Source organism: Paenibacillus sp. FSL R5-0470 (genome assembly GCF_037975205.1).
In the GTDB taxonomy this organism is placed as follows: Bacteria; Bacillota; Bacilli; order Paenibacillales; family Paenibacillaceae; genus Paenibacillus_AQ.
The window spans coordinates 4,173,025-4,189,332 of record NZ_CP150238.1 but is presented as its reverse complement, the minus strand read 5'-3'; the positions used below and the strand labels follow the sequence as shown (position 1 = coordinate 4,189,332).

17 protein-coding genes are annotated in these 16,308 nt (G+C 41.9%); all 17 read left to right on the top strand.

Annotated features, from left to right (window positions below):
• The first annotated feature begins 55 nt into the window (after positions 1 to 55).
• Positions 56 to 823: a DUF3388 domain-containing protein gene (locus MKY99_RS18445; protein ID WP_042128818.1), complete on the top strand. Its 768-nt coding sequence runs from the start codon at positions 56 to 58 to the stop codon at positions 821 to 823.
• Positions 824 to 871: 48 nt separating this feature from the next.
• Positions 872 to 1,834, top strand: coding sequence for a RodZ domain-containing protein (locus MKY99_RS18440; RefSeq protein ID WP_339265601.1), 963 nt, complete (start codon positions 872 to 874; stop codon positions 1,832 to 1,834).
• Positions 1,835 to 1,913: 79 nt separating this feature from the next.
• On the top strand, positions 1,914 to 2,075 hold the full coding sequence (locus MKY99_RS18435) for a hypothetical protein (RefSeq protein WP_179086684.1): 162 nt from the start codon (positions 1,914 to 1,916) through the stop codon (positions 2,073 to 2,075).
• A 201-nt stretch (positions 2,076 to 2,276) separates the two neighbouring features.
• Complete coding sequence (locus tag MKY99_RS18430; RefSeq protein WP_042128814.1) at positions 2,277 to 2,768, top strand: YajQ family cyclic di-GMP-binding protein; 492 nt, start codon at positions 2,277 to 2,279, stop codon at positions 2,766 to 2,768.
• A gap of 153 nt (positions 2,769 to 2,921) precedes the next feature.
• Positions 2,922 to 3,509, top strand: coding sequence for a CDP-diacylglycerol--glycerol-3-phosphate 3-phosphatidyltransferase (gene pgsA, locus MKY99_RS18425; protein WP_036688397.1), 588 nt, complete (start codon positions 2,922 to 2,924; stop codon positions 3,507 to 3,509).
• 109 nt (positions 3,510 to 3,618) lie between these two features.
• Entirely contained in the window at positions 3,619 to 4,905 is a 1,287-nt protein-coding gene (locus MKY99_RS18420; protein WP_042189391.1) for a competence/damage-inducible protein A, read from the top strand.
• Between the two features lie 299 nt (positions 4,906 to 5,204).
• Entirely contained in the window at positions 5,205 to 6,272 is a 1,068-nt protein-coding gene (recA, locus tag MKY99_RS18415; RefSeq protein WP_042128809.1) for a recombinase RecA, read from the top strand.
• Positions 6,273 to 6,437: 165 nt separating this feature from the next.
• Positions 6,438 to 7,169 carry a RecX family transcriptional regulator gene (locus MKY99_RS18410; RefSeq protein WP_339265599.1) on the top strand — a complete coding sequence of 244 codons (732 nt, stop codon included), beginning with the start codon at positions 6,438 to 6,440 and terminating at the stop codon, positions 7,167 to 7,169.
• Between the two features lie 316 nt (positions 7,170 to 7,485).
• Positions 7,486 to 9,027, top strand: a complete 1,542-nt coding sequence (rny, locus tag MKY99_RS18405) for a ribonuclease Y (protein ID WP_042128807.1) — start codon at positions 7,486 to 7,488, stop codon at positions 9,025 to 9,027.
• A gap of 142 nt (positions 9,028 to 9,169) precedes the next feature.
• A complete protein-coding gene (locus MKY99_RS18400; RefSeq protein WP_042189389.1) occupies positions 9,170 to 9,964 on the top strand; it encodes a TIGR00282 family metallophosphoesterase in 795 nt (264 codons plus the stop codon).
• A 200-nt stretch (positions 9,965 to 10,164) separates the two neighbouring features.
• Positions 10,165 to 10,425: a stage V sporulation protein S gene (locus tag MKY99_RS18395; protein WP_019910496.1), complete on the top strand. Its 261-nt coding sequence runs from the start codon at positions 10,165 to 10,167 to the stop codon at positions 10,423 to 10,425.
• Positions 10,426 to 10,573: 148 nt separating this feature from the next.
• Positions 10,574 to 11,539 (top strand): membrane dipeptidase, encoded by a 966-nt coding sequence (locus MKY99_RS18390; protein WP_339265597.1) that lies wholly within the window; start codon positions 10,574 to 10,576, stop codon positions 11,537 to 11,539.
• Between the two features lie 138 nt (positions 11,540 to 11,677).
• Positions 11,678 to 12,250 carry a phosphate propanoyltransferase gene (locus MKY99_RS18385; protein WP_042128797.1) on the top strand — a complete coding sequence of 191 codons (573 nt, stop codon included), beginning with the start codon at positions 11,678 to 11,680 and terminating at the stop codon, positions 12,248 to 12,250.
• A 332-nt stretch (positions 12,251 to 12,582) separates the two neighbouring features.
• Positions 12,583 to 13,938: a DEAD/DEAH box helicase gene (locus MKY99_RS18380; protein ID WP_339265594.1), complete on the top strand. Its 1,356-nt coding sequence runs from the start codon at positions 12,583 to 12,585 to the stop codon at positions 13,936 to 13,938.
• Positions 13,939 to 14,076: 138 nt separating this feature from the next.
• Complete coding sequence (locus MKY99_RS18375) at positions 14,077 to 14,262, top strand: hypothetical protein (RefSeq protein ID WP_339265592.1); 186 nt, start codon at positions 14,077 to 14,079, stop codon at positions 14,260 to 14,262.
• Positions 14,263 to 14,581: 319 nt separating this feature from the next.
• Positions 14,582 to 14,896: a hypothetical protein gene (locus MKY99_RS18370; protein WP_339265590.1), complete on the top strand. Its 315-nt coding sequence runs from the start codon at positions 14,582 to 14,584 to the stop codon at positions 14,894 to 14,896.
• 152 nt (positions 14,897 to 15,048) lie between these two features.
• The gene (locus MKY99_RS18365) at positions 15,049 to 15,243 is read left to right on the top strand and encodes a hypothetical protein (protein ID WP_339265589.1); all 195 of its coding nucleotides are present in this window, start codon (positions 15,049 to 15,051) and stop codon (positions 15,241 to 15,243) included.
• The last annotated feature ends 1,065 nt before the right edge of the window (positions 15,244 to 16,308 follow it).

Here is a 16,308-nt window from a genome sequence, read left to right as displayed (position 1 = left end):
GGCATTTTTTTGATGTATATCAAAGTGCGGGAAAAGGAATCTATGAGGTGTACAAGTGGAATATAAACAATGGTATATGGAATACAAGATTCACAAGAACAGACCCGGTCTGCTTGGTGATATCGCTTCAATGTTAGGGATGCTAGAAGTCAACATTCTGACGATTAATGGCGTTGAAGGAAAGACTCGAGGAATGTTGCTGGAGACCAATGACGATGACAAAATAATGCTGATGGGCGAAATGCTCAAGAAAGTTGATAATATTACAGTTTCAGCTCTGCGGTCTCCAAGACTCGTAGACAAGCTGGCTGTGCGCCATGGGCGATATATTGAACGGGATTCAGATGATCGGAAGACGTTTCGTTTTACTCGGGATGAGCTTGGTCTATTGGTCGATTTTCTCGGGGAACTGTTTAAAAAAGATGGAAATCAGGTAATAGGACTTCGAGGTATGCCCCGTGTAGGAAAGACGGAATCAATTATTGCTGGCAGTGTCTGCGCGATGAAGCGTTGGACATTTGTCTCCTCGACACTTTTACGTCAGACGGTTCGAAGTCAATTAGCAGAAGATGAGATGAACCCACATAATGTATTTATCATTGATGGTATTGTTAGTACGATCCGCTCTAATGAGAAGCATTACAATTTATTACAAAATGTTATGAGTATGCCAAGCACGAAAGTGATCGAGCATCCAGATATTTTTGTGCGGGAATCTGAGTACACCTTTGATGATTTTGATATTATTATCGAGCTTCGCAATAATCCAAATGAAGAAATATTGTACGAGTCGTTTACGACTAGCTACAGTGATGATTTATAGAACAAGAATGAACAATGATATTCATTGAAATTTACAGGAGGTGATGGTATGTCGGAACTGGGCCGGCAATTGAAAGAGGCGCGTCTGCAAAAAGGGATGAGTCTTGACGATGTCCAGGAAGTAACGAAAATTCGCAAAAAGTATTTGGAAGCCATCGAGTCTGGAGACTATAAGGTGCTTCCAGGAAGTTTTTATGTTAGGGCGTTTATCAAAACGTACGCAGAGGCAGTAGGGATGAGTCCTGACGAACTGCTAGAGGAGCATGGGAATGTACCTGCCCCTCCCGAAGACACAGCCATGGAAACGGTGATTCAAAAACGCAGCCGTAGACCAGAAACCGAACGGAATGCAAAATGGCTGCCAACAGTGCTAATGTGGACATTTCCAATATTAATTATTGTTGTGATTTACATTTATGCATCTAGTTTGAACAAACCGGATCCTGATCAGATTGATCAGACGAATCTGACGAATGAACAGCAGGATCCTACGACTGCTAAAACATCTCCACCGGCTTCAGGAGGTGGAGTTGTGGCGCCAACTTCTTCGGCAGGAACAGAAGCAACAACTGAACCTACTGCAGAGCCAACGCCATTACCAACACCTACGCCTTCCCCGCAATCCATTATAGTTACACCGGATGGGAAAGCAGGAAAAACAACAAAATTCAAGGTTTCTGCTCCGGCTGGAAGTGAAGTGAAGGTTGAGATTTCTGCTACTGGGGTAAGCTGGCTTGAGGTGTATAAAGGTGAGAACTCTAAAGGTGAAAAACTCTCATTTGGTAACACAGCGGCAGGAGATCGTATGAGCTTTGTGCTTGGAAGTGAAGGAATGTATATTAAATCTGGTTATTCACCAGCTACTGAGATTACTGTCAATGGACAAGTGATTACGGATGAAAAGACCTCATCTCGTCTGCTACTTAATCTGGATGACGGTACTGGAAGTGAAACGACCCAGAATGAAGGCACCACCGATACTACCGACCAGACTAATGAAACAGGCCAATAAGAAAAATGATGCATAGACTTTGGCTTTGCGGGGAACATAAGACTGTTTCTAGTTCTTAGCCAAAGTGGGGTGTACATTCATGATTGTTAGCTGGATTGTAGCTGGACTTGGGGTTGTTGTCAGTCTTATCGGATACTATATGACACCAAGTGCTTGGGGTTATGGAATTCTCGGGTTCGGTCTTGCACATATCGTGCTTGGAATTCTGGATATGTTTCGAAGCCCGCTTCGAAGCAGATAGAGAATTTAGAATGTGCGTCTCCAAGGATATTTTCCATTGGAGACGTATTTCTACCTGAAACACAACTCATTTCGAAGGAAAAGCTCCACTATGTGGGGCTGTTTTCTGTGTCGGGTGAGGTACATATTATCCAATATTAGACTTAAGGGTATCATTCTTTTATAATAGTAGCAGACTAAAAAGTACAAAGGACGTGTAGTTATGAGTTCAGAAAGTTCATTTGATATCGTATCTAAAATGGATATGCAGGAATTAACCAATGCGATCCACCAAACAGAGAAAGAAATTGACAACCGCTTTGACTTTAAGAACAGCAAGAGTAGTCTGAAGCTGGAGAAAGACGCACTTATTATCGCCTCTGAGGACGAATATAAGTTAAACGCTGTTATTGATATTTTACAATCGAAGATGGTGAAGAGAGGTATCACGCTGAAAAACTTGGATTTCGGCAAAGTGGAGCCTGCATCTCTGGGTAGTGTCCGTCAGCGTTTAGGTCTTAAGCAAGGGATTGATCAGGAGAACGCAAAAAAAATTAACATCCTGATTCGTGATTCGAAATTGAAGGTGAAGAGCCAGATTCAAGGAGATCAGATCCGCGTAACTGGTAAGAGTCGCGATGACTTACAACAAATTATCCAGATTTTGCGTAAAGCTGATTTGCCGCTGGACCTGCAGTTCAACAACTTAAAATAGCATTTTGTACCCCGCAGTGCTTATCAGCGCCATTATGCGGGGTGCTTTGTATTTTTTTTGACACCTATTTATAGCTATAATATACTTGCTTAAGTAGAAATAGATGAGCCTGACTCAGGCAATTTGTATGAACGATTTAGGGGAGGAACTTCAGTGAATTTGCCCAACCGCATCACGCTAGCACGTATTTGCCTGATCCCGATTATGATGTTTTTCTTACTGGTGGATTTCAGTTTTTATCCAGAACCGATACATTGGGGCTCTTTTCAGCTATCTGTTAATCATTTGGTGGCAGCTGTAATCTTTTTGCTTGCAGCGAGCACAGATGGAATAGATGGCTACATAGCAAGGAAATATAATATGGTCACCAATCTCGGTAAGCTCCTTGATCCGTTAGCGGACAAGCTGTTAGTTTCTGCAGTTCTGATTTCACTTGTGGAATTGGGCAGATGTGATTCATGGATCGCAATTGTTATCATTAGTCGTGAGTTCGCAGTAACCGGGCTTCGCCAGATAGCATTGTTAGAGGGAAAAGTGGTTGCCGCCAGCAAATGGGGTAAGATAAAGACGGTTGTACAAATTGTAGCGATCTCACTGCTGTTGTTAAATAATTTCCCATTTCAATTCGTCAGCATTCCTGTAGACGATATTGCCATCTGGGCTGCAGCCTTGATCACTATTTACTCTGGAATTGATTATTTTGTGAAGAATAAGGATCTATTACAGCTGCATAATGCTTAAGCGTTTTAGGCAGCTACATATAGGAGAGGTAATAGGTAAAGCACCTATTACCTTTTTTAAACCCTAAAAGCAGTGTATCTACATTATAACGAGGAGGCGAAAGCCAGGTATGAAAGCGGAGATTATTGCAGTAGGCACGGAGCTTTTGCTCGGTCAAATCGTAAATAGTAATGCCCAGTTTTTGTCTATTGAGCTAGCTGCTATTGGGATTGATGTATATTTTCAAACCGTAGTTGGGGATAACAGCAGTCGCTTGCAGCAAGCCATTGAGATCGCTCAAAGCAGAGCGGATGTTATCATATTTACCGGTGGTATTGGTCCTACAGAAGATGATCTAACGAAGGACGCGCTGGCTGCTTCCTTAGGTCGCACACTTCATATAGATCGCTTGGCAATGGATCATGTACAACGTTTCTTTGATGATCGAAAGATTGTAATGACGGAGAATAATCGTAAACAGGCACTTATAATTGAAGGAACTACACCTTTGCCAAATGAGATTGGTCTTGCTGTTGGCATTGCTTTTGAGCATGAAAAGAAATATTATATTGTGCTTCCTGGTCCGCCTCGCGAGATGAAGCCGATGTTCGTAGATAAAGCTGTACCGTGGCTCCAGCAGCACGCTCTAACGACAGAAATGCCACTTTATTCTAAAATGCTTAAATTTGCCGGTATAGGAGAATCACTGCTTGAGGATAAGCTCATTGATCTTATTCACAGCCAGACAGACCCAACCATAGCTCCTTACGCTAAAGAGGGAGAGGTAACCGTTCGTATTTCGACAAAAGCGCCTTCCGAGCATGAAGCTTACAAGAAGCTGGAGATTCTGGAGAAACAGATCAAAGAGATTTTGCCAGAACATTTATATGCAAATATTGATGTGCCACTGGAGCAATTGATTGTGGATTGGATGGCGGATGCAGGTCTGACTTTAAGTGCGGCAGAGAGTTGCACGGGAGGCTTGCTGATGGAGAGTATAACTAACATTCCAGGCAGTGCTTCGATGTTTGCGGGAGGAATCGTCTGTTATTCCAACGACCTGAAGAAAAAACTTCTGAATGTGCCAAGTGCTTATTTGGAGGGGCCAGATGCTCCAGGGGCAGTTAGTCGTGAAGTTGCCGAGGTGTTAGCTGATCAGGTGAGAATGATCGCAGATAGTGATTTCGGTTTATCTGTAACTGGTGTAGCAGGACCAGGCTATTCTGAACGTAAGCCAGTTGGACTTGTATTTATTGGTTTAGCTGAACGCGGGCGTAAGACAGAAGTATACGAGCTTAATCTTAAAGGTACACGTGAAAATATACGACTGCGTACTGTTAAAGCTCTGTTGTATCGTCTATGGCGCAGACTTGAGGAACGGAAGGTGGAGACACCTCTTGAAGGCTCAGACTTGTAATGGGAGATTAGCCCAGTTATAATTGAGACATACGGAAGAACCGTGGCACTGAGATTTCTTTGCTGCGGTTTTTTGTATATCTGCGGAGATTTTGATCGCTGTTTTGGTTTTGATCATAAGTCGTTGATGTCCGGTGAAGTAGAGAAATCAGTTAACTTCTATGTCCGGAGGGAGGCTTACAATAAAAGGGATAATTAACGCTTGAGACAAAAAAAACGAATGTATGTTCGAAAAAAAGCTTGGCAAGACCTCAGAAACACGTTATTATATTATTATAAACAGTGAAGGAAGTGGTCTGATTGTCAGATCGTCGTGCAGCGCTTGATATGGCGCTTCGTCAAATAGAAAAACAATTTGGTAAAGGTTCGATCATGAAACTGGGAGAATCCACTCATATGCAAGTGGAAGTTGTACCTAGCGGATCTTTGGCACTTGATATTGCGTTAGGTATAGGCGGACTTCCAAAGGGACGTATTATTGAAGTATACGGACCTGAATCCTCCGGTAAAACGACTGTTGCTCTTCATGCTATTGCAGAAGTGCAAAAACAAGGAGGACAAGCTGCATTTATCGATGCTGAGCATGCGCTCGATCCGAAGTATGCACGTAACTTGGGCGTAAACATTGATGAATTGTTGCTATCTCAGCCAGATACGGGTGAACAGGCACTTGAGATTGCTGAAGCACTTGTCCGTAGTGGTGCAGTAGACATTATTGTCGTTGACTCCGTAGCTGCGTTGGTTCCTAAAGCGGAAATCGAAGGTGATATGGGTGACTCTCACGTCGGCCTACAGGCTCGTTTGATGTCTCAAGCGCTTCGGAAGCTATCTGGTGCCATTAGTAAATCGAATACAATTGCTATCTTTATTAACCAGCTTCGTGAGAAAATTGGTGTTATGTTCGGTAACCCTGAGACAACACCGGGTGGTCGGGCGTTGAAATTCTACTCTTCCGTACGGTTGGATGTTCGCCGTGTCGAAAGTATTAAGATGGGTAACGACGTTGTAGGTAACCGAACCAAGATCAAGATTGTGAAGAATAAGGTAGCACCTCCATTTAAACAAGCTGATGTTGATATCATGTATGGTGAAGGGATTTCCAGAGAAGGAAGTCTTGTAGACATCGGTACTGAAATGGACATCGTGAATAAGAGTGGTGCATGGTATTCCTATGAGGGTGAGCGTCTCGGTCAAGGACGTGAGAATGCCAAACAGTTCTTGAAAGAACATCAAGATATTGCACTTATCATTGAGAACAAGATCCGTGAAGCAAGTAACCTGTCCACTATTGTTGCTGCACCAAATGAAGCGGAAATCATTGCAGAGCAAGAGGAAGAAGAAAAGCTACTTCTCGAAATCGAACAATAGAATTTACTAAGGAATAGGACGCCCTGTGATTCATTGTTGCAGGGTGTCTTTTCTTAACAGTGTAAGAACATATATATTTGGGGTCCCCCCAAAGTACCTGAGTACGCACCGAAGTTAAGCCGCACTTTGTGGGGATATTTTATTGCTATGAGGTGACAAGCAACTATGGTAATACAGCTGGATATGGATTTTGAATCGGATGAGCAGGACGTACAGGTCCTATCTGATTTTCCTGATGGAGAACTTTTAGAAATTACTAAGGTAGAACGTCAGAAGAAGTCGGACCACCGCTACATCATACATTTCGGAGCCTATAACATGACTGTACACGAAGACGTCATGATTAAATATCGGATGATTACTGGTAATTCTTTTATGAAAGCCGATTTGGAGGAAATTGTTGTTGCTGATGAGCGACAACGAGCTTATGTAGAAGGACTTCGTTATCTAGAACGGAAGCCACGTACCGCTATGGAAATGACTCGCCGTTTACGGCAGAAGGAAATAGGGGAGACTATTATTGCGGAAGTGGTGCAACGGCTACAGAAGGAAAGATTTCTTGATGACCCCTTGTATGCAAAGCAATGGGCGGAGCAACGCATTACGAACCAGCGAAAAGGGAAAATGTGGATTCGCCAAGAGCTACGTGAGAAAGGAATCGACAAAACCTTGATCTCGGAAGCACTGGAGAATGTCAGTCCTGAACAAGAACTAGAGAGTGCACTTCAGATTGGTCGTAAGAAATGGAATCTTATTCGTGGTGAAGCCACAGATAAGCGCAGAAAGACTGGAGCCTTCTTAATGCGGCGTGGATTCTCGGGTGATATGGTGCGACAAGTGATCAATACTTTACTTGAGGAAGACAATTATGAGGGTGAAGATGAGGAATTTTACTAGACTCACTGATTCTCTTGACATTAATGCGCATATCGACTCTCTTGACAATGTCTTTTTATAAATAATAAAATATAACATGAATCGGCATAAAGTAAGAATCCTTTTTCCTTCCCAAAAAGGTGACTTTTTAAAACGGTTCGCGTACAACTCATATGAAATGTAATCGCCGGATAAGGCGGGCAGTGTGCATGTGCAGCATGTGCAGTATGGCAATCGGTTATTTACCGGTTTTTTGTATGGTGATGAACGGATAGTTTAACAACTGCACAATTCCCAGGGATATACCTTGGAGAGGAACCAACGAGGAGGTGAACAGATGCAAGCATGGATCTGGGTCATTATCGTTCTCGTTGTAGCTGCATTATTCTTTGGGTTCGGTTATTTTATTCGTAAATCCCTTGCAGAAGCTAAAATTCAAAGCGCAGAAAGAGAAGCCGTAGTCATCGTGGAGAACGCGAAGAAAGACGCAGAGGCGCTGAAGAAAGAAACAGTATTGGAAGCTAAGGACGAAGTCCATAGAATCCGTACTGAAGCTGAAAAAGAAACTCGTGAACGTCGGAATGAAATCCAACGGCAAGAGAGACGTTTGCTGCAAAAGGAAGAATCTCTGGATAAAAAAATGGAATCGCTTGAAAGAAAAGAAGAACAAGTAGCTAACAAAGAGAAACGAATTGATGAAACCCAACAGCAAATTGATGTTATTTACAAAAACCAAGTCACTGAATTGGAGAGAATTTCCAATTTAAGCATCGAAGATGCAAGAAGTATTATTCTTAGCAATGTTGAGCAAGAAGTTCGCCATGAAACGGCTCAAATGATCAAAGAGATTGAACAGCAGGCGAAAGAGGAAGCGGATAAGAAATCCCGTGAAATCATCACACTCGCTATCCAACGCTGTGCAGCTGATCACGTAGCGGAGACAACAGTTTCAGTTGTTACCCTGCCGAACGAAGAGATGAAGGGGCGGATTATCGGTCGTGAAGGCCGTAATATTCGTGCACTCGAAACTCTTACAGGTATCGACCTCATTATTGATGATACGCCGGAAGCAGTTATTTTGTCGGGATTTGATCCGATCCGCCGTGAAGTAGCCCGTACGGCACTTGAGAAGCTTGTGGCAGATGGACGTATCCATCCCGCTCGAATTGAAGAGATGGTGGAGAAATCCCGCAAAGAAGTGGACGAACGAATTCGCGAATATGGTGAACAAGCTACTTTCGAAGTGGGTGTTCACGGATTGCATCCAGATTTGATCAAGATTCTGGGTCGTCTGAAATTCCGTACAAGCTATGGTCAAAATGTATTGAAGCACTCCATGGAGGTTGCTTATTTAACTGGACTGATGGCCGGTGAGCTTGGGGAAGACATCGTGCTTGCAAAACGTGCAGGATTGCTCCATGATATCGGCAAAGCGCTGGATCATGAAGTAGAAGGATCGCATGTTGAGATCGGCGTTGAACTAGCGAAGAAATATAAGGAACATCCGGTTGTTATCAACAGTATCGCGTCTCATCATGGAGATTGCGAAGCTACCTCGGTTATTGCTATGTTGGTTGGTGCAGCTGATGCATTGTCAGCAGCAAGACCTGGCGCTCGCCGTGAAACACTGGAAACGTATATTAAACGTCTAGAAAAACTGGAAGAAATCTCAGAGTCATTCGAAGGCGTTGAGAAATCATTTGCTATTCAGGCGGGCCGTGAGGTACGCGTGATGGTACAGCCAGAGAAGATTGACGATGCAGAGGCATTCCGTCTTGCTCGCGATATTACGAAAATGATTGAAAGTGAACTGGATTATCCAGGACATATCAAAGTTACCGTTATTCGTGAGACACGGGCTGTTGAATACGCTAAATAGGTGGAATATAAGGTTAAGGGATAAGATGTAACTTATACTTTCTTATATTTGTTGAGAATTGGCCCCTAAGCGGGGCCTTTTTTCTTTTGAATATGAGGTTTTATCTATTAGATATAGCGGTTACGATTAGGAGGAGAGAATCATTAAAGTACTATTTATTGGAGATATCGTTGGAAATGTTGGCAGAAAGGCTCTTCGTGAGATGTTGCCCTCACTAAAAAGTAAATATCAGCCACATATCATTATTGTTAATGGTGAAAATTCTGCTGCCGGTAGAGGGATCACCAAGGCGATCGCTAATGAGTTTTTTAACTGGGGCGTTCACGGTATAACTATGGGAAACCACACATGGGACAACAAAGATATTTTTGAGTTCATCGATGATGAGGCTCGGATTATTCGTCCCGCTAATTTTCCGCCAGGAACACCGGGAAGAGGTTATACAGTCGTTAAAGGGAACGGTAAAGAACTGGCCATAGTAAATTTGCAAGGCCGGACATTCTTACCTGCTATCGATTGTCCTTTCCGTGTCGGGGAAGAAATTGTGGAAGAGCTTCGCAGAGATCACAAATGTATTTTAGTCGATTTCCATGCAGAGGTAACCTCTGAGAAAATCGCCATGGGATATTTTATGGATGGTCGCGCATCGATTGTTGTTGGGACACATACTCATGTTCAGACAAATGATGATGTGATTTTACCAGGAGGAACTGCTTATTTGACCGATGCGGGAATGGTTGGTTCAAGCGAAGGAATTCTGGGTATGGAAAGAGATGCAGTACTTTATAAGTTCACAACTCAGCTTCCAGCACGATTTGTTGTCGATGAAGGCAAGTGGCAGCTTCACGGTTTATTTGCAGAATTAGATGAAAATACTGGTGCGGCGACTCGTCTGGAGAAGATACGGTTACGTGAAGATGAATGGGTTATGAGCTAAACGTAGAACAGAGTATGGTTTAATCCGGGTAATTTCGCTGAGTTAGGGTAAAGTGTGATATTTTTAATATCATAAAAGAGTATCTTTAATACCGTTTTTGGAAGACGTGGTCCGTAAAAAGAAGGAATTATTTCTTCTCTCGCGAATAACATCTAAAGTAGTGGAAGAACACCATTATTTTCCCAGGGGAGGTACTTACTATGGATGTATTAAAAGTATCAGCTAAATCCAATCCAAATTCCGTCGCCGGCGCATTAGCGGGTGTTCTTCGTGAACGTGGATCGGCCGAATTACAAGCTATTGGAGCTGGAGCACTGAATCAAGCAGTCAAAGCAGTTGCCATTGCCCGGGGATTTGTTGCACCAAGCGGAGTAGATTTGATCTGCATTCCTGCGTTCACTGATATAGTGATTGATGGGGAAGATCGAACCGCGATTAAACTGATTGTTGAACCCAGATAATAGACCTATAGAATGATTGAACCTGTTTACTTTTGTAAACAGGTTTTTTGCTTTTGATTTATAGTCTGGCGTTTTTTTGCATAGTATCTGAAATAGGCATTTGGAAATGAAATGAACGGCTGGGACAGTGAGAAAGTGGGGTTGTAAAATGAGGGCTGATAAGTTTAAAGTAGCGGATTTCCATTGTGATGCGCTAAGCAAAATGCAAGCCTCCCCGGATATAAATTTTGACAATGATCCTCGATTAGATGTTACTGCAGAGCGGCTGGCTTCTGGCGGAGTGGCGTTGCAATGTTTTGCAATATTTCTTTCAACTAACAGAGGAAAACCAAGCTTTGAACATGTTCTAGGGCAAATTGATCTCTTTAGGCAAAAGATAGTGAACACAGATGGGCTTCAGTGGTTACAGTGGAAGGAGCAAGTAGGAAATCGATTAGTAGACGCACCTCCACAAGCAATGCTCTCTCTGGAGGGCGTAGACGGCTTAGAAGGGAACTTGTTTTATGCTCAGCTCTGCTTCGAACTTGGAGTACGGTTTCTTGGTGTGACTTGGAATTATGCGAACTGGGCAGCAGATGGTGTGCTAGAGAAGCGTAATGGTGGATTTACGGAAAAAGGGAGAAAGCTGATAGAATGGTGCAACGAAAGTGGAATGCTGCTTGATGTGTCGCATTTGTCACAAGCGGGGTTCTGGGAGTTGGCTGATTTAAGCAATCGTCCGTTTATTGCTTCCCATTCGAATGCTGCGGCTATATGTGGGCATGTTAGAAATTTAAATGATGAACAGATTAAAGCTTTGATTGCAATGGATGGAAGAATGGGTCTGACCTTTTATCCTTGGTTTGTAAGTGATGATGGGAAGGCTCGTATGGATGATTTGTTAAAGCACATTGAACATGTATGTAGTCTCGGCGGTGAGAAGCATATGATGTTTGGCTCGGATTTTGACGGCATCGATACTTGGGTAGAGAAGTTGGAGCATCCGGGAAAATACCCTGATCTTATAGAGCAGCTGCTCCGTTATTATCCAGAGGATACTGTGAAAGGCTGGATGTATGAGAATGCGACCTCTTTTTTAAGTCTAAATTTGCCCTCTCAGGTGTCTAAACCATGACAATCTTGTGCAAAAAACATAAATTGTCGAAAAAAGGGGCTTCGTTATGATGCAGCCCTTTTTATTTTTGGGTAAGAAGATGTATAATGGTTAATGGCTTGTACAGATACTAGAGAAAATACAAGGAGTGACTTTACAATGAGTAAGACTGTACCCGTAGGTGTGTCGGCTAGACATATTCACCTTACGCAAGAGCACGTGGAGGCTCTGTTTGGCCCAGGATATCAATTAACTGAGTTCAAACCACTTTCCCAACCAGGACAATTTGCAGCAAATGAACAAGTAGCAGTTATCGGTAGCAAAGGTAAATTTGACAAGGTAAGAATTTTGGGACCTGCTCGTCCGGCTTCCCAATTAGAAATTTCCCGTACTGACTCCTTCGCACTTGGCGTGAAAGCTCCAGTTCGCGAATCTGGAAATATTGAAGGAACACCTGGCATTACGCTTAAAGGACCTGCTGGTGAAGTTGAATTAGAACAAGGCGTTATTATCGCAGCTCGTCACATTCACTTCCACACTTCTGAAGCTGAAGCTTGGGGCATTGCGGATAAGCAATTGCTTAAAGTTCGTCTCGGTGGAGACCGCGGTCTCGTATTGGAGAACGTAATTGCTCGTGTATCCGACAGCTTCAAACTTGATATGCATATTGATACTGACGAAGCTAATGCTGCTGGTGCCAACAATGGCGACACTGCTGAAATCGTAGACTAATCTTCATACGAATGATAAGAAGCGGGGGAGAAATCCTTCGCTTTTTTGTTGTGTGTTGGGAAACGTTATTTGGCTGATACGCATACTTAAACATTTTTCGGACTGTATAGCAGCTATTTCGGTATTTTGATGTGTTTTGCTAAGGTATCGGACTGCATAGCTCTTATTAGCTATTAATTGTACAGGTATCCTGAAATGGATTTTTAATGAAAATTGGTGTGATGATAAAGAATATCTATTATTATGTGACTAATTGTGTTATGATTATTGTTTATGACGTGACAAATGGATTTAATGTTAAGAATATATGTATTAGAAATTAAGGAGACCCAATGACATTTAACGAACTGAATATTATGCCTGCGATTTTAAAGGCTTTAACCAAAGAAAACTATACATCACCTACACCTATACAGGAGCAATCGATCCCAGCTGTATTAGCAGGTAGAGATTTACTTGGATGTGCTCAAACGGGAACAGGAAAGACAGCAGCATTTTCTGTACCTATTATTCAATTATTAAGCGAACAAACAAGTCCCAATAAATCAAGCAATGTGCGACGCATTCGCTCGCTGATCTTAACACCGACAAGAGAACTAGCGATTCAAATTGCTGATAACATAAAAGCGTATAGCCAATACACAGATATCCGCTCTGCTGCCATCGTTGGCGGTGTATCACAGAAAGTACAAGAGCGTGCCTTGAATCAAGGGGCTGATATCTTAATTGCTACACCAGGAAGACTTATCGACCTGATCAATCAAAAACGTGTGGATTTACAGTATGTCCAAATTCTTGTCTTGGATGAGGCTGACCGCATGCTAGATATGGGTTTCATCCATGATGTGAAGCGAATTATCGCCAAAATGCCAACGAAGAAACAAACACTGTTCTTCTCGGCAACGATGCCTACTGAGATCTCCAAATTGATCAAAACCTTGCTTGTGAATCCAGTGAAAGTAGAAATCACACCCGTGTCATCTACTGCGGATAGAATCGATCAATCGATCTATTTATTAGAGAATGGAAATAAGCAGAATCAATTGAATCTTTTGTTACAGGATAAATCAATCATTTCTGCTCTGGTATTTACTCGTACAAAACGTGGTGCGGACCGTGTTACACGCGATCTAGCGAAAGTGAACATTTCTGCACAAGCCATTCACGGCAATAAATCGCAGAATGATCGTCAGAATGCATTGCGGAATTTTAAAAGTGGTGCAACCCGCGTTCTTGTAGCTACGGATATCGCCGCGCGAGGAATTGATATTGATGAGCTGTCTCATGTAATCAACTTCAACTTGCCGAATATTCCAGAAACCTATGTGCACCGGATCGGTCGTACGGGTAGAGCTGGGTTAAGCGGAACGGCAATATCATTTTGCGAATCTGAAGAGCTTCCGTTCCTTAAAGATATCGAGAAATTGATCGGAAAATCGATTCCAGAAGTGAAGGATCATCCGTATCCGATGTCTCGTAAAACGCAAATGAAGACAGAAAGATCTTCGAAACCGTCAGGTTCGAGATCTGCATCTTCTAAACCATCGACTTCCAGACCATCAACAGCTAAACCAGCGGGGGCAAAACCAGCGGCATCAAAACCTGCCAAAGCAAAACCTAAGTCTAACCCTCCATTAAAGCCAAAGTCCGAGTGGTTCACTAAAGGAAGACAAACGAGCAGCAGATAAGTTACTTTGAACGCTGTACGTTTTTTATAGTAAGACCTCAAAACCGTCAGAGAAATCTGATGGTTTTTTTGTTAGTTGATGATAAGGGGAATTCAAGATAGGGTATAGTTTTTGTAATATTAGGGTGGGGTGGAAGTTATGAAGAAGATATTTAAGGCACCTATTTCGATCGTATGCGAAGAAATCATTCCGAGTATTTTTAACTCATGGGACAAGGATGCTTTGTTACTTCGAGTAAATAATGGGAGTGGAAAGTTAATAACTAAATTTGGGGTGGATAACTCTGGTGAGCGATTGATAGAATTAAAGATTCACAAGAGGTAGGGAATGACCTTAGTACTGCATTTGAAAAGGTTAAACCTCTGCTGAGTATTCTAGAAAATGGTTATTACCTGATGTCTTATATAGAAATGATACCAACTAACGGAGAAGGAGAGTTTTTTTGGAACTTATTTACTAAGAGGAGAACGTATAATGCGTCAGCTGATGTTTTTTACAAGTACCATTCAAGCAAGGGGGTTCCCAATTTCCTTCTACCTTCTCAACGAATCGATTGTTTAAACATTGAAAGAGTTATGAATATAGAGAGCAAATTAAAAATGGGGAGATCATGACTGGGCTCGCATATTTTTATGAAGGTTTTATGAGTACATTAATTGACGGACATCATAGGTCCACTGCTGCATACATAGAAAATAAAACTTTAGAATATCTAACTATACTTAAAGTTTCGGGTTATGGAATTGATAGTCATGAGCCAAAACATTTTTATGTTAGTAGTATGGGATATGAGTTCAAATTGCTCAAAAATAATAAGAAAGTCTACAACAATTTAAAAAAGGATTTTTCTTCGAAAAAAGCTAAGCTTACAGCGGAAGAGATTCAGTTCATTATTGAAGACTGCGAGAAAATTAAATGTGAGAGAGAAGTGTCAAATGAAAATAGAGTTCTAGACTGAAAAATAAAGTGTTAGACTCGGCAAATAAAGTATTAGACTGACACTGCGTTATTAAGGTAACGGGCAGGTTAGTTCAATAGGACACGACATAAATTTGTTTAACCAGACATCTTCATTTAGAATAAAAGAAGAGATAGAAGGGAGTGTCGCAAATGGAATACCTATCAATTACGATATCACTTGTGTCCTTAGTTGTATGTTTAACTGTGTATAACAAAGTAAGTGCCATGGAAGCTCGTATCAAAACAATGCACGTAAACGTTGACCAAATTGCCAAGTCTGAAGGTCTGCCCCACATCTTGTTCAAAATGAGGTTCTCCAGCTCGTACGTAACGGCAAGGAAGTAGCAGCTGTTAAAAAAGCGAGAGAAGTGCTTGGTTTGTCACTATTAGAAGCGAAGCAATATGTGGATGCCCTAAAGGAATAGCTGCAATAATGCGTCCATTCAAATAATAGCCCAAAAAAGACTATCGACAAGTCCATTCGATAGTCTTTTTTATGATATATTATCAAAAATTAAACAGGAGTAGTAATATTGCTGTCGATGGTACCTTTGCGGTAATGGCTTTAAGCTAATGGGCAGGTTAGTTAAAAGGGCGTTTTATTGAAATTAACCGAAGTAAAGGAATAGTGAAATGTTTACGATTCTTCTTGAACTAACGGGACACGTTAGTCTAGAGATCCTGGGAGCAGTTTGCCACCGCGGCAGCTGCTCCTTTCTTCGTTAAGTTAACGGAGGATAGTTTGTAAATGCTGATATAAGGATGTACATATTTGCTTGTGTAAGAATGTTCTAAAATGATTGGTATAATCCTTAAAAACAGCTGCTAAGCGCTTTTCTAGGATTATATGCGTACAAGTGAGCTTCTTGTACATAGTTTTCTGTGAATATTACATGTATAGAAGTGAATGGTTTGTGAAACAAAACCATTCCAACTCTATATATGCCAACAACTGAAGCGAGAGCGGAAGGCGTTAGTTAGAGCCAAAGATTCTTAATTCTTTGTTATTATTCAAGCGTTTTGTACAATCTTATCCAAGCGAAACTGTACATTTAGATTCAATCATTTACACCCTATCCTATTCTTTGGAGGAGGCCGGGGGCAGGATAAAATCCTGTTCCCCGTTGTCGGCGGCGAAATGGCACGTCAAAAATCCAGCCTGTCAAGGGTTTTAGGGTGGAGATTTTTTCTGTGCTGCGCCTGCGGCAGAATAAATACTACCCGCCCCTTGATAGGTTAGATTGGTGGAGTGGTGGTATTGGGATAATCTATAGATCATCCTGCACGGCAAAATGTGATATATTGGCTATAATCTATAGCTTAAAATGAGCTTAAAGGAAGGAATCGCTATCAATGATCATCGCTGTCGATGTGTATTATGAGGAAAATAAAGCGAAATCAGTGGGGTTA

Coding starts and splice junctions, on each gene's coding strand:
- MKY99_RS18440 (WP_339265601.1), top strand. CDS start 872: ATGTCGGAACTGGGCCGGCAATTGAAAGAGGCGCGTCTGCAAAAAGGG.
- MKY99_RS18435 (WP_179086684.1), top strand. CDS start 1,914: ATGATTGTTAGCTGGATTGTAGCTGGACTTGGGGTTGTTGTCAGTCTT.
- MKY99_RS18430 (WP_042128814.1), top strand. CDS start 2,277: ATGAGTTCAGAAAGTTCATTTGATATCGTATCTAAAATGGATATGCAG.
- MKY99_RS18420 (WP_042189391.1), top strand. CDS start 3,619: ATGAAAGCGGAGATTATTGCAGTAGGCACGGAGCTTTTGCTCGGTCAA.
- MKY99_RS18410 (WP_339265599.1), top strand. CDS start 6,438: ATGGTAATACAGCTGGATATGGATTTTGAATCGGATGAGCAGGACGTA.
- rny (WP_042128807.1), top strand. CDS start 7,486: ATGCAAGCATGGATCTGGGTCATTATCGTTCTCGTTGTAGCTGCATTA.
- MKY99_RS18395 (WP_019910496.1), top strand. CDS start 10,165: ATGGATGTATTAAAAGTATCAGCTAAATCCAATCCAAATTCCGTCGCC.
- MKY99_RS18390 (WP_339265597.1), top strand. CDS start 10,574: ATGAGGGCTGATAAGTTTAAAGTAGCGGATTTCCATTGTGATGCGCTA.
- MKY99_RS18385 (WP_042128797.1), top strand. CDS start 11,678: ATGAGTAAGACTGTACCCGTAGGTGTGTCGGCTAGACATATTCACCTT.
- MKY99_RS18380 (WP_339265594.1), top strand. CDS start 12,583: ATGACATTTAACGAACTGAATATTATGCCTGCGATTTTAAAGGCTTTA.
- MKY99_RS18375 (WP_339265592.1), top strand. CDS start 14,077: ATGAAGAAGATATTTAAGGCACCTATTTCGATCGTATGCGAAGAAATC.
- MKY99_RS18370 (WP_339265590.1), top strand. CDS start 14,582: ATGAGTACATTAATTGACGGACATCATAGGTCCACTGCTGCATACATA.
- MKY99_RS18365 (WP_339265589.1), top strand. CDS start 15,049: ATGGAATACCTATCAATTACGATATCACTTGTGTCCTTAGTTGTATGT.